This window comes from Kitasatospora cinereorecta, assembly GCF_024172095.1.
In the GTDB taxonomy this organism is placed as follows: Bacteria; Actinomycetota; Actinomycetes; order Streptomycetales; family Streptomycetaceae; genus Kitasatospora; species Kitasatospora cinereorecta.
This window is the reverse complement of record NZ_JAMZDX010000002.1, coordinates 1,460,104-1,477,257: the sequence shown is the minus strand read 5'-3', so window position 1 is coordinate 1,477,257 and position 17,154 is coordinate 1,460,104. Positions and strand designations below refer to the sequence as shown.

The 17,154-nt window shown below is 73.3% G+C and carries 11 protein-coding genes; 7 read left to right on the top strand and 4 right to left on the bottom strand.

What is annotated here, in order from left to right:
• Window positions 1-27: 27 nt before the first annotated feature.
• Window positions 28-2,652 carry an RICIN domain-containing protein gene (locus tag FHR36_RS13355; RefSeq protein ID WP_253796634.1) on the top strand — a complete coding sequence of 875 codons (2,625 nt, stop codon included), beginning with the start codon at window positions 28-30 and terminating at the stop codon, window positions 2,650-2,652.
• 240 nt (window positions 2,653-2,892) lie between these two features.
• Window positions 2,893-5,280, top strand: a complete 2,388-nt coding sequence (locus tag FHR36_RS13350; RefSeq protein WP_253796782.1) for a non-reducing end alpha-L-arabinofuranosidase family hydrolase — start codon at window positions 2,893-2,895, stop codon at window positions 5,278-5,280.
• A 220-nt stretch (window positions 5,281-5,500) separates the two neighbouring features.
• On the opposite strand, the gene FHR36_RS13345 is transcribed toward FHR36_RS13350, so the two are convergent.
• Window positions 5,501-6,568, bottom strand: a complete 1,068-nt coding sequence (locus tag FHR36_RS13345; protein ID WP_253796633.1) for a helix-turn-helix transcriptional regulator — start codon at window positions 6,566-6,568, stop codon at window positions 5,501-5,503.
• A 94-nt stretch (window positions 6,569-6,662) separates the two neighbouring features.
• Between FHR36_RS13345 and FHR36_RS13340 the strand changes: the two genes are divergently transcribed.
• The gene (locus tag FHR36_RS13340; protein WP_253796632.1) at window positions 6,663-7,088 is read left to right on the top strand and encodes a VOC family protein; all 426 of its coding nucleotides are present in this window, start codon (window positions 6,663-6,665) and stop codon (window positions 7,086-7,088) included.
• 138 nt (window positions 7,089-7,226) lie between these two features.
• Window positions 7,227-8,327, top strand: coding sequence for a winged helix DNA-binding domain-containing protein (locus FHR36_RS13335; protein WP_253796631.1), 1,101 nt, complete (start codon window positions 7,227-7,229; stop codon window positions 8,325-8,327).
• A gap of 191 nt (window positions 8,328-8,518) precedes the next feature.
• On the opposite strand, the gene FHR36_RS13330 is transcribed toward FHR36_RS13335, so the two are convergent.
• Window positions 8,519-9,730, bottom strand: coding sequence for an ROK family transcriptional regulator (locus FHR36_RS13330; protein WP_253796630.1), 1,212 nt, complete (start codon window positions 9,728-9,730; stop codon window positions 8,519-8,521).
• Between the two features lie 12 nt (window positions 9,731-9,742).
• Window positions 9,743-11,173, bottom strand: coding sequence for a xylulokinase (gene xylB / locus FHR36_RS13325; protein WP_253796628.1), 1,431 nt, complete (start codon window positions 11,171-11,173; stop codon window positions 9,743-9,745).
• Window positions 11,174-11,270: 97 nt separating this feature from the next.
• Here xylB and xylA point away from each other — a divergent pair, with 97 nt between their 5' ends.
• A complete protein-coding gene (xylA, locus tag FHR36_RS13320) occupies window positions 11,271-12,443 on the top strand; it encodes a xylose isomerase (RefSeq protein WP_253796627.1) in 1,173 nt (390 codons plus the stop codon).
• A 186-nt stretch (window positions 12,444-12,629) separates the two neighbouring features.
• On the opposite strand, the gene FHR36_RS13315 is transcribed toward xylA, so the two are convergent.
• On the bottom strand, window positions 12,630-15,494 hold the full coding sequence (locus tag FHR36_RS13315) for an ATP-binding protein (RefSeq protein ID WP_253796626.1): 2,865 nt from the start codon (window positions 15,492-15,494) through the stop codon (window positions 12,630-12,632).
• Window positions 15,495-15,811: 317 nt separating this feature from the next.
• Here FHR36_RS13315 and FHR36_RS13310 point away from each other — a divergent pair, with 317 nt between their 5' ends.
• Together FHR36_RS13310 and FHR36_RS13305 are read left to right on the top strand one after the other, a co-directional pair.
• Window positions 15,812-16,288: an ATP-binding protein gene (locus FHR36_RS13310; protein WP_253796625.1), complete on the top strand. Its 477-nt coding sequence runs from the start codon at window positions 15,812-15,814 to the stop codon at window positions 16,286-16,288.
• Window positions 16,289-16,466: 178 nt separating this feature from the next.
• Window positions 16,467-16,877: a hypothetical protein gene (locus FHR36_RS13305; protein ID WP_253796624.1), complete on the top strand. Its 411-nt coding sequence runs from the start codon at window positions 16,467-16,469 to the stop codon at window positions 16,875-16,877.
• Window positions 16,878-17,154: the final 277 nt, after the last annotated feature.

Sequence of the window (17,154 nt, the reverse complement as noted above, 5' to 3'; positions counted from 1 at the left end):
CAAAGTTCGCAAGGAGAACGTCTACCCATGAGCAACCTCCCGAACGGCGGGCGCCGCGGGCGTCACCGCCGTCGTTTGAGCGCCACCGCTCTGGCGCTCGGTGTGTCCCTCACCGTCGGGTCGTACTTCGTGTTCGTACACGAGGACTCCCAGGCCGCGACGGTCGACGGCGGTGCCTACTACAGGCTGGTTTCGGTACGCAGCGGGCAGGTGGTGGACGTCAACGCCTTCTCCACCGCCGACGGCACCCGGATCCAGCAGTGGACCGACCAGAACACCGCCAACCAGCAGTGGAAGCTGAAGTCCACCGGGGACGGCTACTACGAGCTGGTGAACCGCAACAGTGGCAAGGTGCTGGGCATAGCGGGCGACTCGACCAGCCAGGCGGCTGCCGCCGAGCAGCAGACGGACAGGTCCTCGGCGTCCCAGCAGTGGCGAATCGACGATGTGAGCGGTTCCGACGCCGTCACCTTCACCTCCCGCAAGAGCGGTCAGGTCCTGGACGTCACGGGCAACTCCACGGACCGGGGTACACAGATCATCCAGTGGCCCGGGTGGGGTGGTGCCAACCAGCAGTGGAAGCTGGTGAAGGTGGCTGAGAGCGGCGGCGCGCAGACCGGGTCCGGATCGTACGTGTGGCGGAACGCCCCGGTGGCGGGCGGCGGTTACGTCACCGGCCTGGTCTTCAACCAGAAGGAGAAGGGCCTGCTGTACGCGCGCACCGACATGGGTGGCGCGTACCGCTGGGACACCGGGGCCGAGCAGTGGACACCGCTCACCGACTGGGTCGGCCAGAAGGACTGGAACCTGCTGGGCATCGAGTCGCTGGCCACCGACCCGGTCGACCCGGACCGGCTCTACCTCGCGGCCGGCACCTACACCAACGACTGGGCCGGTAACGGTTCGATCCTGCGCTCCACCGACCGCGGCCGCACCTTCCAGCGCACCGACCTGCCGTTCAAGCTGGGCGGCAACGAGGACGCCCGCGGGGCGGGCGAGCGTCTGGTGATCGACCCCGCGAACCACGACACCCTGCTGCTGGGCACCCGTAAGAACGGCCTGTGGCGCAGCACCGACCACGGCCAGACCTGGAACCAGATCTCCTCGTTCCCGGTCAAGGACGGCGCGAGCTTCGGCACCGGCATCTCCTTCGTGACCTACGGCCCGGCCGGCAGCAACACGATCTACGTCGGCGTCGCCGACAGGTCCACCAACCTGTACCGGTCCACCGACGGTGGCAACTCCTGGCATGCGGTCTCCGGGCAGCCCACCGGCCAGGTGCCGCAGCACGGTGTGCTCTCCGGTGACGGCTCGCTGTACGTGTCGTACTCCAACAACACCGGCCCGAACAACGTGTCGGGCGGTTCGGTGTGGAAGTACACCGGCGGGGCGTGGAAGAACATCTCGCCGTCGCAGGGCAACTACGGGTTCGCCGGTCTGGCCGTCGACCCGCAGAAGCCGTCCACGGTGATGGTCACCACGCTGGACCGCTGGTGGCCGCAGGACGAGGTCTACCGCAGCACCGACGGCGGTGCGACCTGGAAGACCCAGTCCGACAGGTCTGTGCGGGACGCCTCCATCGCCCCGTACCTCGGTACCGGCATCGGGCACTGGATGACCGCCCTGAGCATCGACCCGTTCGACTCCGGACACGTGATGTACGGCACCGGCAACGGCATCTGGGCCAGCAAGGACGCCAACGCGACCGACAACGGCGGCACCAGCCACTGGTTCATCGGAGCCCGCGGGCTGGAGGAGACGGCGTATTACGACGCGGTCTCCCCGCCCGGCGCCGCCGCCCTCATCACCTCGCTGGGCGACCAGGGCGGCTTCGTGTACGACGACCTGACGAAGGAGCCCACCGGGCGGCTGACCAACCCGACGATCTACAACAGCACCTCCGTCGACTACGCCCAGTCCAACCCCTCGCTGGTGGTCCGGGTCGGCCGGGGCGGTGCGCAGGACGGCGCCCTCTCCACCGACGGCGGCCACACCTGGAACGGCTTCAAGGGCGAGCCGGTGCCCGGCGCGGACAGCGGCCACATCGCGATCGCGGCGGACGGCTCCAGCTTCGTCTGGGCCGAGGCCGGCCAGGCCCCGTACCGCTCCACCGACCGGGGCGCGAGCTGGTCGAGGGTCAACGGCCTCGGCAACGATGCCGTGGTCGTCGCCGACCGGTCCTCGGCCAACACCTTCTACTCGCTGAACAACGGCACGCTCTACGCCAGCACCGACGGCGGCGCGAACTTCACCGCCCGCTCCGGCAACCTGCCGGGCGGCAAGCTCAGCGCCGTCCCCGGCGTCGCGGGCGACCTGTGGCTCGCCGGCGACGGCACAGGTCTGCTGCACTCCACCGACGGCGGCCGCAGCTTCACCAAGGTGTCCTCGGTGGAGTCCGCCTCGGCCGTCGGCTTCGGCAAGGCCGCACCGGGCACCTCGTACCAGGCGCTGTACCTGATCGGCACCGTCAAGGGCGTCGCCGGCGTCTTCCGCTCCACCGACCAGGGCGCGAGCTGGGTCCGCATCAACGACGACGCGCACCAGTGGGGCAACTTCGCCGGCCAGCGCATCGTCACCGGCGACCCCGACACCTACGGTCGCGTCTACATCGGCACCAACGGACGCGGTCTCCAGTACGGCGACCCCTCCTGACGCCGACACCCTGAGCGGGGCCGCAGGCCCACCGGCCTGCGGCCCCACCAAGGTTGATGGGATGGGGACCGCTCCGATCTCCGACTCGGCAAAAGGAATTCCTCCCGATCACGGCAACCTTTCCTCGCGCGGCGCCAACTGACAGGTAATCGGGGCCGAGATCACGGCCCGCTGCGCCAGAAGGACAAGCCGTTGCCAGATCAGAACCGCTCTCATCGCCGCCGTCCGGCAACCCGCCGCCTGATCGCCGCCGCCGTGGTGCTCGCCGCGGTGGGCGCTGCCGTACCGCTGGTCGCCCAGGCCGCATTCACGCCGAACGCCGGCGCACCGACCACGCTCGGCGACGCGGCGGCCGGCAGCGGCCGCTACTTCGGTACGGCGGTGGCCTCGGGCAGGCTCGGGGACTCGACGTACTCCACCGTTCTCGACCGGGAATTCAAGATGATCACCCCGGAGAACGAGATGAAGTGGGACGCCATCGAGCCCTCCCGCGGGTCGTTCAACTTCGCCCCCGCCGACTCGATCGTCAACCATGCCACCGCGCACGGACAGAAGACGCGCGGCCACACCCTCGTCTGGCACTCCCAACTACCCAACTGGGTCGGTTCCATCACCGACGCCAACACCCTGCGCAGCGTGATGAACAACCACATCACCCAGGAGATGACCCACTACAAGGGCAAGATCTACGCCTGGGACGTGGTCAACGAAGCGTTCGCCGACGGCGGCAGCGGCCAGCACCGCAGCTCGGTGTTCCAGAACGTGCTGGGCAACGGCTTCATCGAGGAGGCCTTCCGCACCGCCCGGGGCGTCGACCCCGCGGCCAAGCTCTGCTACAACGACTACAACATCGAGAACTGGACGGACGCCAAGACCCAGGGCGTCTACAGCATGGTCAAGGACTTCAAGTCCCGCGGCGTGCCCATCGACTGCGTCGGCTTCCAGAGCCACTTCGGCGCGGGCGGCCCACCGGCCGGCTTCCGGACCACCCTGTCCAGCTTCGCCGCGCTCGGCGTGGACGTCCAGATCACCGAGCTCGACATCGCCCAGGCGTCCGCCGGCGCGTACGCCAACACCGTCCAGGACTGCCTCAACGTCGCCCGCTGCACCGGCATCACCGTGTGGGGCATCCGCGACAGCGACTCCTGGCGTACCGGCGAGAACCCGCTGCTGTTCGACAACAGCGGCAACAAGAAGCCCGCCTACAACGCGGTGCTCACCACCCTGGGCGGCAGCAGCGGCGGCGGTACGCCGGGCGGCGGCATCAACTCCGGCACCGTCTACACGCTCTCCGCGGTGGGAGCCGCCGGACGTGTGCTCGACCAGCCCGCCGGACAGAACGGCAACGGCACCCCGCTCCAGGTGTGGGACGCCAGCGGCGCCACCAACCAGCAATGGCGCGCCACCAAGAACGGCGACGGCTCCTACACGCTGACCAACATCGCCAGCGGCCGGGTCCTGGACGAGCCGGGCGGCCAGACCGCCAACGGCACGAAGTTGCTGATCTGGGACTCCAACGGCGGCGCCAACCAGCACTGGAAAGCCGCCCAGAACAGCGACGGCTCCTTCACCCTCACCAACGTCGCCAGCGGCCGAGCCCTGGAGACCCCCGGCAACCAGACCGCCAACGGCACCGCCGTGCAGATCTGGGACTCCTGGGGCGCTGCCAACCAGCACTGGAACTTCAGGTCGTCCGGGTCGTCCACCCCGGCGCCGGGCGGCACGTGCGCGCTTCCGTCGACCTACCGGTGGTCCTCCACTGGTGCGCTGGCGCAGCCGGCGAACGGGTGGGCTTCGGTGAAAGACTTCACCGACGTGGTCTACAACGGCAAGCACCTGGTCTACGCGTCGAACGTGTCGGGAACGTCGTACGGCTCGATGATGTTCAGCCCGTTCACGAACTGGTCCGACATGGCATCGGCCGGGCAGACCGGGATGAGTCAGGCCGCGACGGCGCCCACGCTGTTCTACTTCGCGCCGAAGAACATCTGGGTGCTCGCCTACCAGTGGGGCCAGTGGCCCTTCATCTACCGCACCTCCAGCGACCCGACCAACCCCAACGGCTGGTCCGCGCCGCAGCCGCTGTTCACCGGCAGCATCCCCAACTCCGGCACCGGCCCGATCGACCAGACGCTGATCGCCGACGGCCAGAACATGTACTTGTTCTTCGCCGGTGACAACGGCAGCATCTACCGGGCGAGCATGCCGATCGGGAACTTCCCGGGCAGCTTCGGCTCGTCCTACACGACGGTCATGAGCGACACGGCGAACAACCTGTTCGAGGCGCCGCAGGTCTACAAGGTCAAGGACCAGAACCAGTACCTCATGATCGTCGAGGCCCAGGGCGCGAGCGGGCGCTACTTCCGTTCCTTCACCGCCACCAGCCTCAACGGCTCGTGGACCCCGCAGGCCGCCACCGAGGCGAACCCCTTCGCCGGCAAGGCCAACAGCGGCGCCACCTGGACCAACGATGTCAGCCACGGCGACCTGGTCCGCAACAACCCCGACCAGACCATGACCATCGACCCCTGCAACCTGCAGTTCCTCTACCAGGGCAAGTCCCCCACCGCGACCGGCCCCTACGACCAGCTGCCCTGGCGACCCGGAGTCCTCACCCTCCAGCACTGACCCCGCCCGATCCACAGGTGATCGCGATCGGGTGCGGCCGGCCGGCCCGTAGGCGCCGGTCCGACTCCACCTGCTGACCGACACTCACCGTCTCGGGGAACCCCGGCCGCACCTCGGCCGGGGTTCCCTCTGCGGCAGAAGTCGGGTGCCGCAGTACGCCACCCTCGAACTCCTCGTCCTGCACGCCCGGTCGGGACCCGGACGCCTGCTGTTCGCGCGGTCAGCGCCGGCTCGGCGGGAGGTCCGCCGGGCGCGGCAGGACGAGGTCGGGAGCGGCGCCGACCTCGCCGCCCAGGGGTCCGTCGGTCGCAGCGTCGGCGTAGCGGCGGGCCAGCTGCGCGCAGGCGTCCTTGAGCTCGGCCGGGCCGACGACCTCGAAGTCGGCGTCGAACCGGCCGATGGCGGAGGCCAGGCCGGGCCATGACCAGGAACCCAGGAGAAGTCGGCAGCGGTCCGGGCCGAGCTCCTCGACGACTCCGTCCGGGGCGTACCGGGACACCACGGCGGCGGGCAGGTCGAGGATCACCTCGCCGCGGCAGGGCCAGCCGTCCGAGCCGTCGGAGCCCCGGAACCTCCCGGCGACGAAGGCCGCCACCTCACCCCCGGGAAGCTCGCGCGCGGTGAAGCGCGGCCCCGTGGGGGTTCGCGGGGTGATGCGATCGGCGCGGAAGGTGCGCCAGTCCTCGCGGTCGAGGTCCCAGGCGACGAGGTACCAGCGCCCGCCCCAGGTGACCAGGTGGTGGGGCTCCGCCCGGCGCGGCGGGGTCTGCACGCCGTTGTCGTCCGCCCTCGGCGTGGATGCGGGGCGGTAGTCGAAGCGCAGGACCTCGCGGGCGTGGACCGCGGCGCCGAGGGTCATGAGCACGCCGCTGTCGACCGGTGGGTCCGGCCGGGTCGCGGGCTGCTCGACGGCGGTGACCCGAAGGGTGTCGATCCGGCGGCGCAGCCGGGCCGGCATGACCTGCCGGACGGTGGTCAGCGCCCGGGCTGCGGCTTCCTCGATGCCGGCACCGGTGGTGGCGGCGATCTGCAGTGCGACGGCGAGGGCGACGGCCTGCTCGTCGTCGAACAGCAACGGGGGCAGCTCCGTGCCGGCGTCGAGCCGGTAGCCGCCGTCGGGGCCCTTGGTGGCGACGATGGGGTAGCCGAGTTCACGCAGCCGGTCGACGTCGCGGCGTACGGTGCGCGGACTGATGTCCAGCCGCTCGGCAAGGAGCGCCCCCGGCCAGTCCCGGCGCGCCTGGAGCAACGAGAGCAGCGTCAGCAGTCGGGCTGAGGTCTTCTGCATGGCCCTATCGTGCCGGAAGTAGCGGCCACAACCTGTCCGCTACCGCTGCGACAGTGGTCACCAAGCACGACGGATCGATCGATGAGGAGCCACCATGCCCGTCACCACCGTGACCCATCTGAACTTCCGCGGTGAGGCCCGCGCGGCACTGACCTTCTACCAGTCCGTGTTCGGCGGGGACGCGGCCCTGGTCACGTACGGGGACGCCGGGAACGTCCAGGACCCCTCCGGAGCCGACCAGCTGATGTGGGGGCAGGTGACCGCCGACAACGGTTTCCGCGTGATGGCCTACGACGTGCCCGCGCACCTGCCGTGGCACCAGGGCGAGAACGCGTTCTTCGTCTCGCTCCGCGGCGAGACGGCCGAGGAGGTCACCGCCTACTGGGAGAAGCTGTCCGAGGGAGCGAGCATCGAGCAGCCGCTGGCGCCCGCACAGTGGGCACCCCTCTACGGAATGCTCACGGACAGGTTCGGCGTCACCTGGGTCGTGGACGTCGTCAGCGAGTACGCCGCGTCCTGACCACCGGCGGCCGGGCGGCCGGGCCCGCACCGCCCGGCCGCCGCTCCGATGACGGCGTCCGACGGACCACCCACCAGACAGACACACCCGCGAGACGAGGACGTACCCGGTGAACACGCGCCCGCCTGGCAGGACCCGATGACCGTTCTCGACGCCCGGGCGCTGGGCCGCGCCACGCTGGCCCGGCAGCTGCTGCTGGAGCGCGCCGACGTGCCGGTCCTCGACGCCGTCGCCCATCTCTGCGGCCTGCAGGCGCAGGAACCGCAGGAACCGTTCGTCGGGCTCTGGTCCCGGCTGCGCGCGTTCGACCCGGCGGTGCTCTCGGACCTGCTGACCGGGCGGCGCGTCGTGCGGACCCACCTCATGCGTCGCACCGTCCACCTCGTCGCCGCCGACGACGCCCTGGCCTGGCGGGCCCGCCACGACGCGATGTTGCGCCAACGGGTCCTCGGGGTCTACCGCCGCGAGCTCGGCGGGGTGGACCTCGACGAACTCGCGGCGGAGGCGAGGACGGTGATGGCCGACGGCGAGCCGCGCTCGATGACGGAGCTCGCGCAGGCGCTCGACGGGCGCTGGCCGGCGCCCGGGCCGCGGGCACTGGGCGAGATGGTGATCGCCGCTCTCGTCCCGATGGCCCAGATGCCGCCTCGCGGGCTGTGGCGGACCAGAGCAGGGGTCCGTAACGTCCGGCTCTCCGCCTGGCTGGGGCGCGAGATCGACCCGCCGTCCCAGGACGGTTGCGACCGGGTGGGCCAGGCGCTGGTACGGCGCTACCTGGCCGCGTTCGGCCCGGCCGCCTCGGCCGACCTGCGCGCCTGGTGCGGACTCGCCGGACTGCCCGGCGCAGTCGCCGCGGTACGCGAGGAACTGGTCACCTTCCGCGACGAGCGGGGCCGGGAACTGCTGGACCTCCCCGACGCGCCGCGCCCCGACCCCGACACACCCGCCCCGCCGCGTTTTCTGCCGGCGTTCGACAACGTGATCCTCGGCTACCACGACCGCAGCCGGGTCATCGACGACGCCCACCGCGGCCTGTCGGTCACGGGCGCTCGCATCGTCCTGGTCGACGGCCGCGCCGCCGCCACCTGGAGCGTCGAGGCCGACACGGTGGTCGTCACCCCGCTGCGTCGTTTCTCCCGAGCCGACCGCACCGCCGTCGCCGAGCAGGGGCGGGCGCTGGCGTCGTTCCTCTCCGACCACGGCAGCGACCGCGTACGGATCGGCGATTCACCCTCCTGAGCGTCACACCGCGCCCTGCAGGTCACGGTTGCTCAGTGCCCGGCGCCGGCGGTGGGGCAGGAGCTGCCGTGGCGGTACGAGGACGGGTACGTCCACGTGCGGGTGACCACCCTCGACGGGCACGCGATGGTGGTGGTCGACCACGGCTGACGGGCCCGCGGGACGGGTCGGTCCGCGGGTCGGTCGCCGGGTCAGCCGGCGGGGAGTCGGGTGGGGTCGGCGAGGAGCCGGCGGACGGTCAGCAGCGCCGCGCCGAGGACCGGTCCGCGCCGACCGAGGAGCGAGGCGCGCACCGCCTCCGGCTCCCAGGGCCGGACGGTGACCCGGGCGGCCAGTTCGGTGCGGATCGCGGGCAGCAGCCATGCGGCGAGTTCCGCGTAGGCGCCGCCCAGGACGAGGCCGTCCGGATCGATCAGGTTCACCGCCGAGGCGAGGGCGAGGCCCATGGCCTGCCCCGCGCCTTCCAGGGCACCCAGGGTGGCCGGATCCCCGGCCGTCGCCCGCTCGGCCAGCAGGACGACCGCATCGCCGGTCCCGTCCAGCCCGGCCTCGCGCAGGACGGCCGCCACGCCCGCGTACTGCTCGAGGCAGCCGCGCGCGCCGCAGGCACAGGGCCGGCCCTCCGGGTGCACCGTGACGTGGCCGAGCTCGCCGGCGAACCCCCGGGTGCCCCGGAAGAGCTGTCCGCCGACCACCAGGGCGGCGCCGATGCCGGCCTCGGCGGAGACGTGTACGAAGGTCACGCCGGTGTGTTCCTCGCGCCAGAGTTCGGCCAACGCGCCGAGGTTGGCCTCGTTCTCGAGGTCGGGCACGGTGTCGCGGTCGGGCCAGTGGTCGGCCGGGCGGACCGCGTGCCAGCCGAGGTTGGGCGCGTGCTCGACCAGCCCGCGTGGCTCGTTGGGCACCACGCCGGGCACGGCGAGGACGCGGCCCATCACGCTCAGCCCGTGGACGGCGGCCTCGGCCTCCGCCTCGGCGGCCAGCGCGGCGGCCTCCGCCAGGACCTCTGCCGGCGGCCTGCCCGCGTTGGCCCGTTCCACTCGGCGCCACACCCGCGGTTCGCCGCGCAGGTCCGCGACACAGGCGGCGAGGTGGCCGACCCCGATCTCCAGTCCGAGGCTCGCGGGGCCGCGGTCGCTCACGACCAGCGCCCGTCCGGGGCGGCCCACCCGGCCCGCCGGTGCGGTGGCGGCCTCGGTCAGCGTGCCACGCGCGATCAGCTCGTCGACCAGGGAGGAGACCGCCGCCCTGGTCAGGCCGGTGCGTCCGGCGACGTCCGCGCGGGAGAGCGGGCTGTGGGCGGCGACCGTGCCGAGGACCACGGCGAGGTTCCGCCGGCGCATGTCCTGCTGCGAGGCGGGCCCGTTCGCCGGGCTCCCGCCGACCCTGCCGACCGCCGTCACCGCTCGTTCCTCCTACCGGTCCGTTGCCGGGCCGCCCTGCAGGTCGGCCGCCCGGCGCAGCGTATCGGTGATCCGTCCGAGCGTGTCCTCGTCCCGGGGCACGGGCTCGAGCAACGGGCCCTCGGCGGTGCGCCAGCGGCGCGCGACGGCGTCGGCGGGCTCGCCGGTGAGCAGGGCCGCGGCCTGGGCGGCAGCGCCGAGGGCGACCAGCTCCTCGGCGGCGGGCACCCGGACGGCGCGGCCGGAGAGCCGGAGAACGGTCTGCTGCCAGGCCCGGCCGCGGGCGCCGCCGCCGATCAGCAGCAGCGGCCGGTCGGGCGCGGGGTTCCCGCCGCCGGCACGCAGCACGTCGTCGAGGGCGGTGAGCAGGGCGTGGGCCGCTCCGTCGTAGGCGGCCTGGAGGAGCTGTCCCGGTGTGGTGGTGTGCCGCAGTCCGTGGACGAGGCCGGAGGCGCCGGGGAGGTCGGGGGTGCGCTCGCCGTCGAGGTAGGGCAGGACGACGGCGCTGCCGCCGGCCTCGACGTCCTCGCGGTCGCGGCCGAGCAGGGCGGCGAAGCGGTCGACGGCGAGGGTGCAGTTGAGGGTGCAGGCGAGCGGGAGCCACCCGCCGAGGGCGTCGGCGAAGCCGGCGACGGTGCCGCCGGGGTCGGCGGGCCGGCTGCGGCCGACGGCGTACACGGTGCCGGAGGTGCCGAGGCTGAGCACGGGCTCCCCGGGGGCGAGCCCGAGTCCGAGCGCGGCGGCCATGTTGTCGCCGGTGCCGGTGGCCACCGGGATGCCCGGGCGCAGCGGCAGGCCGGGGCGGACGGCGCCGGCGGCCGCGCCCGGCGCAAGGACCTGCGGCAGGAGCGCCGGGTCGAGGCCGATCCGGTCGAGCAGGTCGCGGTCGTAGCCGTCCGGGCCCCACCAGCCGGTTCCCGAGGCGTCGCCGCGGTCGGTCACCGCCTCGCCGGTGAGCCGTTCGGTGAGGAAGTCGTGGGGCAGCCGGACGGCTGCGGCGCGCTGGGCGACGGCGGGCTCGTTGGCGCGCAGCCAGGCCCACTTGGCGGCGGTGAAGGCGGCCGTGGGGACGCTGCCGGTGCGGCGGGCGAGCTCGGCCGGGCCGAACGCCTCGCGCAGCTCGGCGGCCTGGGGCGCGGAGCGGACGTCGTTCCACAGCAGCGCCGGGCGCACCGGTCGTGCGTCCGGGTCGAGGACGACGAGGCCGTGCTGCTGGCCGGCCACGGAGACCGCGGCGGCGCGCTGGGCCCAGCCGGTGGCGGCGGTGGCCTCGGCGAGGGCCTGCCACCACTGCTCGGGGTCGCTCTCGCGTCCGGCGCCGGTGCTGACGGTGTGCGCGGCACGGCCGCGGCCGAGAACGGTGCCGGTGTCCAGGTCGACGGCAAGGGCCTTGGTGGACTGGGTCGAACTGTCGATGCCGATCACGACACGCTGGGCAGCCATTGTGTTCCTCCGCTCGGGGGGTTCCGTCCGACGTCAAGGGATACTAGTTTGTAAGTCGCCATTACAAACAGCCCCCGCAGTGATCCGGAGCCGCATCATGACCAGCGATCCCCTCACCCCCACCCCCGCACACAGGTTCACCTTCGGTCTGTGGACCGTCGGCTGGCAGGGCCGCGACCCCTTCGGGGATGCCACCCGTCCGGCTCTCGACCCGGTCGAGACGGTCCACCGGCTCGCCGGGCTCGGCGCGTACGGCGTCACCTTCCACGACGACGACCTCATCCCGTTCGGCTCCTCGGAGGCCGAGCGCGAGCAGACGGTCAAGCGCTTCCGCGCCGCGATGGACGCGGCCGGGCTGAAGGTGCCGATGGCCACCACCAACCTGTTCACCCACCCGGTGTTCAAGGACGGCGCGTTCACCGCCAACGACCGCGAGGTGCGGCGTTACGCGCTGCGCAAGACCGTCCGCAACATCGACCTGGCCGCTGAACTGGGCGCGACCACCTACGTCGCCTGGGGCGGACGGGAGGGCGCCGAGTCCGGCGCCGCCAAGGACGTCCGCACCGCGCTGGACCGGCTGAAGGAGGCCTTCGACCTGCTCGGCGAGTACGTCGAGCAGCAGGGCTACGACCTGCGCTTCGCCATCGAGCCCAAGCCGAACGAGCCGCGCGGCGACATCCTGCTGCCCACCGTCGGCCACGCCCTGGCGTTCATCAACGAGCTGGAGCGCCCCGAGCGGGTCGGCCTCAACCCCGAGGTCGGGCACGAGCAGATGGCCGGGCTGAACTTCCCGCACGGCATCGCCCAGGCACTGTGGCACGGCAAGCTCTTCCACATCGACCTCAACGGCCAGTCCGGGATCAAGTACGACCAGGACCTGCGCTTCGGCGCGGGCGACCTGCGCCAGGCGTTCTGGCTGGTCGACCTGCTGGAGTCGGCCGGCTACGACGGCCCGCGCCACTTCGACTTCAAGCCGCCGCGCACCGAGGACTTCGACGGCGTCTGGGCCTCCGCCGCCGCCTGCATGCGCAACTACCTGCTGCTCGCCGAACGGGCCCGCGCCTTCCGGGCGGACCCGGAGGTCGTGGCCGCCCTCGCCGCCGCCCGGCTGCCCGAACTCGCCGCCCCCACCGCCGAGGACGGCCTCGCCGGGCTGCTGGCGGACCGCACCGCCTTCGAGGAGTTCGACGTCGAGGCCGCCGCGGCCCGGGGCATGGCCTTCGAACAGTTGGACCAGCTCGCCCTGGAGCACCTGCTCGGCGCACGCTGAGCGGACGGCCGGCGCTCGGCCCACCCGGGGCGGAGCGCCGGCCGGAGGCGTCGAGGATGCGGCTCCGGACCCGGGGGACCGCTCTCCCGGCACCCTGAGCCCGGCGGCGGCCTCGCGGTTCAGGCCGCGATCGCGGCGGCCCGTCAGCGCACGGCCCGTCAGCGCACGGCCCGCAGCGCACAACCGTCAGGTCTCCCTGTCCAGTGCCTCTCCGACGTCCTTCCGGACCACGCCGAGCTTCCGGAGGACCTGCGCCGCGTGCTGCTCGACCGTGCGCGGCGACAGGACGAGGGCCTGGGCGATCTCCCGGTTGGTCGCGCCGCGGGCGATGAGTTCGGCCACCTCGCGTTCACGGGGCGAGAGCTCGGTGCCGTAGCTGGGGCGGCCGCGCGCGGTGGGTCGGCCCTGTCCGAGTTCGCGCAGGGTCCGCCGGCAGCGGCCGGCGTCGGCGGTGGCTCCGAGGCGTTCGAAGACGGCGGCCGCCTCGTTCAGCAGGCCGACGGCGGCGTCCGGGTTCCCGACCGCCAGGGCCGTCCCCTGGCGCTCGCTGCACCGGGCGGCCTCGTACGGACGGCCGATCCGCTGCCAGGCCGCAACGGCCAGCCCGAACTGCCCGGCCCCGGCGGCGGGGTCGTCCTGCTCCGCCAGCAGGCCACGGGCGGCGTGCAGTTCCGCCACGGCCCCGGGTGCGTCCCGCCCGGTCAGGGCGGCCTGCGCGTCGTCGACGAGCCGCTCCGCGTACGGCCGCTCGCCATGGGCGAGTGCCGCCGCCACAGCTGCCGGAACGAGCCCGGTCGCGCGCGGCCACGCACCGGCCCGGCGGTACGCCTCCACCGCGGGAACGGAGGCAGCCCAGGCGGCATCGTGCGCGCCCTGGGCGAGGTGGAGCAGTACGGTTCCCGCCGCCGCCCGTGAGGCCGCCGTGACCTGGTTGCCGTGCCGGCTGATCGCGGCCGCGTCGTCGAGCCGGGAGATCGCGCGGTCGAGCTCTCCGTGGGCCTCGGCCAGCCGTGCCCGGGCCAGCGCCCGCTCCTCCGCGACCATGACGATGTCGGGGTACTCCTGGGCGAGTTGTCCGAAGCGCTCCTCGATTCCCGCCCAGTCGCCCCGCAGGAGGTCGAGCCGCAGCAGGGCGGTCCGGCTGTAGCACTCGATGTGGGGCATCCCGGCGCGCCCGGCGAGCGTCCTGCCCTCCTCCAGCAGCACGGCGCCCCGGTCGTCGTGGCCCAGTTCGAGGGCGAGCTCGCCGACGTTGTACAGCGCCCGGGCGCTCTGCCGGAGCTCCTCGAAGTCGTCGCTGTGGCGCGGGAGCCGGTCGAGCAGGGGCCACACCTGCGGGTCGGCGGCCCTGGCGAGCAGAGTGAGCCGGGTGGCGCGGGCGGTCGCCCGCATGGCCGGGTAGGGGCCGTCGCGCAGCAGCTCGTCGGCGCGCTCGAGCCAGGTCCAGCAACGGTCGGCGGCGTCGCCGCGCTCGTTCATGGCCAGCGCGATCATGGCCCGGGCGGCGCGCTCGGGCAGCTCGTGCAGCTCGGGGACCGCCTTCTCGACCTCCACGAACCCCGTCATGTCCGAGTCGTGGTTGATCATCAGCAGCCCGAGGGTGAGCCGGATCTCGCCACGGGTGGCGTCGTCCAACTGCGGGTCGGCGAGGATCCCGCGCAGCGCGACGCCGCTGGCCCTGGAGTCGACACCGTTGACGAGGATCCGGGCCAGGGCGAGCGCGATCTGCGAGCGCGCCTCGATCTCCAGCGCCGGGGTGGCGAGGAGCTGCTGGAGCAGTGCGGCGGCGGTGCCGTGGTCGCCGACGGAGACGGCCTGCTCGGCGGCCGCCCTGCCCTGTCGCAGCCACTCCTCCCGGTCGCCGAGTGCCTTCAGGTGGTAGGCGATCTGTACCAGCGGCTGCGGCGACCGCGCCCTCAGCACCTCGATCGCCCGGCGGTGCAGCCGGGCGCGCTGCGGCCCCGGCACGTACTCGTACGCGGCCTGCTGGGCCAGCACGTGGCGGTAGGTGTACAGGTGGTCCGCGGTCTCCTGGAGCAGCGCCGCGTCGAGCGCCTCGGAGAGGGCCTCACCGCCGTGCTCGGCCGGCAGTCCGGCGACCTCGGTGAGCAGCGCCTCGCTCGCCGGGGCGCCGATGACGGCCGCGGCGGCGGAGATCGCCGCGGCCGTCGGCGAGAGCTTGGTCAGCCGTTCGGTGACGGCTTCCCGCAGGCTGGCCGGCACCTCGGCCCGGACGAGGACACCGGCGAGCCCGGTGGGGTGGCGGCGGCTGTGCTCGACCAGGGTGCGCAGGTCCTCCTCCGCGACCAGCGGCACGCCTTCGCAGCGCTGGTACAGCACCCGGACCAGCTCCACGTCCGCGGCCGGGCCCATGACGTCCTGGGCGAGGGCGTCCACCTCCGTCTCGGACAGCGGCTCCAGGTGGAGCCGGACGGTCCCGACGCCGGGCGACTGCCGCAAGGCGGTGCCGAGCGGTGGTGTTCCGCTGGGCAGGTCGTCGGCCCGGTAGGTGAGCGCGAGCGCCAGCTGCCGGGGCAGGTCGCGGTGGAGCAGGAGCAGCAGTTCCCGGGTCGCGTCGTCGGCCCAGTGCAGGTCCTCGACCAGCAGGACGGCGGGGCCGAGGGCGGCCAGGAAGGCGCGTACGGCACGGATCAGCTGCTGGCGGACGTCCCGGGGATCGTCCGGCCGGGGCGGTGGCGGCGGGAGCCGGTCGGCCAGGTCGGGCAGCAGCGGGGCGAGTGCCCCGGTGCTCGGTGGCAGGGTGCCCCGGCCGGGGAGGGCGGTGCCCGCCTCCCGCAGGGCGTCGACCACCGGGCCGAACGGGTGGGGCTCCCGCAGCGGGTGGCAGAAGCCGGTCAGGACCGGCCGGTCGGTCAGCGCCGCGGCGGCCTCGCGGACCAGCCGCGACTTTCCGATGCCCGCCTCGCCCTCCACCAGGACCACCGTCGGCGGGCGGGACAGGGCGGCGACCAGCAGCTCGAACTCCCGGTCCCGGCCGACGAACCGGAAGCCGGTCGGGAGCGCCGCTTCGGACGGGGAGCGGGAGCCCATGCGATCACCTCTTCCGCCGCGCCGCCCGGGTTTCGCCTCGCGCCCGTCCATCATCGCAGGAGAGCCGGGCCTTCATGCGGCTGGGCGCACCGCCCACCCGGCGACCGCCCGGGTGACCGGCGCGGGCCCCAGCTGTCGGCGGCCGCGGGATTTGTTTACGTATACGTGTTCTGCCCGGATCCGGATCCGGGCGAGCCGCGCGGCAGGGTTTCCTGGCAGGGCACGGAAGCCGCAACGCCCCGCCCGGAGCCACGATGATCGCCTGTCCGGAAGCCCCGCTCGCTCCCCCCACACCGCGGACCACCCAGGGACCGAGAGTGACCGACCTCGAACACCTCCGCGCCCCCGTCCCCACCTCCGACGGGCAGCGGGCCGCCACCGAACCGCGCGCTTCGGGCTGGGCCGTGTGCGCCAACGCGACGACGGCCGACGCGGCTCCGGCCCTGCGGCACTTCGCCCGCGACACCGCCGAGCGGTGGCGACTGCCGGCGGATGTCGTCGACACGCTGGCGCTGGTCGTCACCGAGCTGGTCACGAACGTGCTGCTGCACAGCGGCAGCCCGGACGTCACCGTGCTGATCAAGGTCCACGGCGCCTCGCTCACCGTCGAGGTCCGGGACACCGGGCAGTGGCGGGCCCGCCGCGACCGTCGCCGCTCGGCCGAGGACGCCGACGCGCTCTGCGGGCGCGGTCTGGAGCTGGTGCGGCACTGCAGCAGCTGGTCGCGGGCCGTCCTCACGGCGGCCGGGACGCGGATGCTGGTCTGCCTCCCCCTCGCCGGAGCGGCCTCCTGACGTGCGACGGACGCCCTCCGCGGCGTCCGGTCCGGGGTTCTGCGGTGACCGTCCGGCGCGCAGCCGACGGTGACGGCGGTGCTCGTCCCGGTGGCGGCCGGGCACTCCCCTGCCGAACAGATGCGGCAGGCCTCGCACCGGCACACCCTGGGAGAGGAACCGACCTCGGAGGAGAGCGATGACCAGTACCAGTGGCTCACGGGAACCGAGCGCCATGGTGCACATGTCGATCTCCGGTGCGCCACCCGTGGCGAACGTGGTCGCCGACACCGTGGGGCAGTCGTTCAGGCTGATCACTGTCCCTGGCCCTGGCACAGCAGGGGACTATGTCTCACCCGCGGACCAGGTGGTCCGCACCCGGTGGCAGGTGGACACATCGGCGCCGATCGGAGAAGCCCCCGCGCAGCCGGTTGCCCTCGCAGATGCCGGCGCCGACCCGGTGAAGGTGGAACTCAGCGGTCGAGCCGCTGCCGTGGTCAAAGTCGAGGCGCTGATCCGCGCCCGTTTCCGCGCCGGCCCGCCGACGGGGTTCTCCCAGGCGTTCGAGGTGTGGCCGGGGAGTCCGCCGCTCGCGACGAGCGAGCCCTGACCGACGGGCGCGGGCGCACAAAGACCTGCAAGGTGGGCTCCCTTCGCCGGCATTGTCCGGATCAGGTGATGGAGGTCGCCTTCCGGTCTCACAGACCTTCCGGCCTCTCAGCCCGACCGTCGACCAACGCCCCGCGCGGAGCCTCCGCCCATCGCTCGGGGCCATCCGGTCGAACTCCCTCGCTCGCCCTGCAGGCCACCTTCCAGGATACTCCCGCCCCCGCCCGGCACCAGGGCCGACCTGCCCCTTCCCTGCCCGGTGCTCGTCCGGCTCCGGG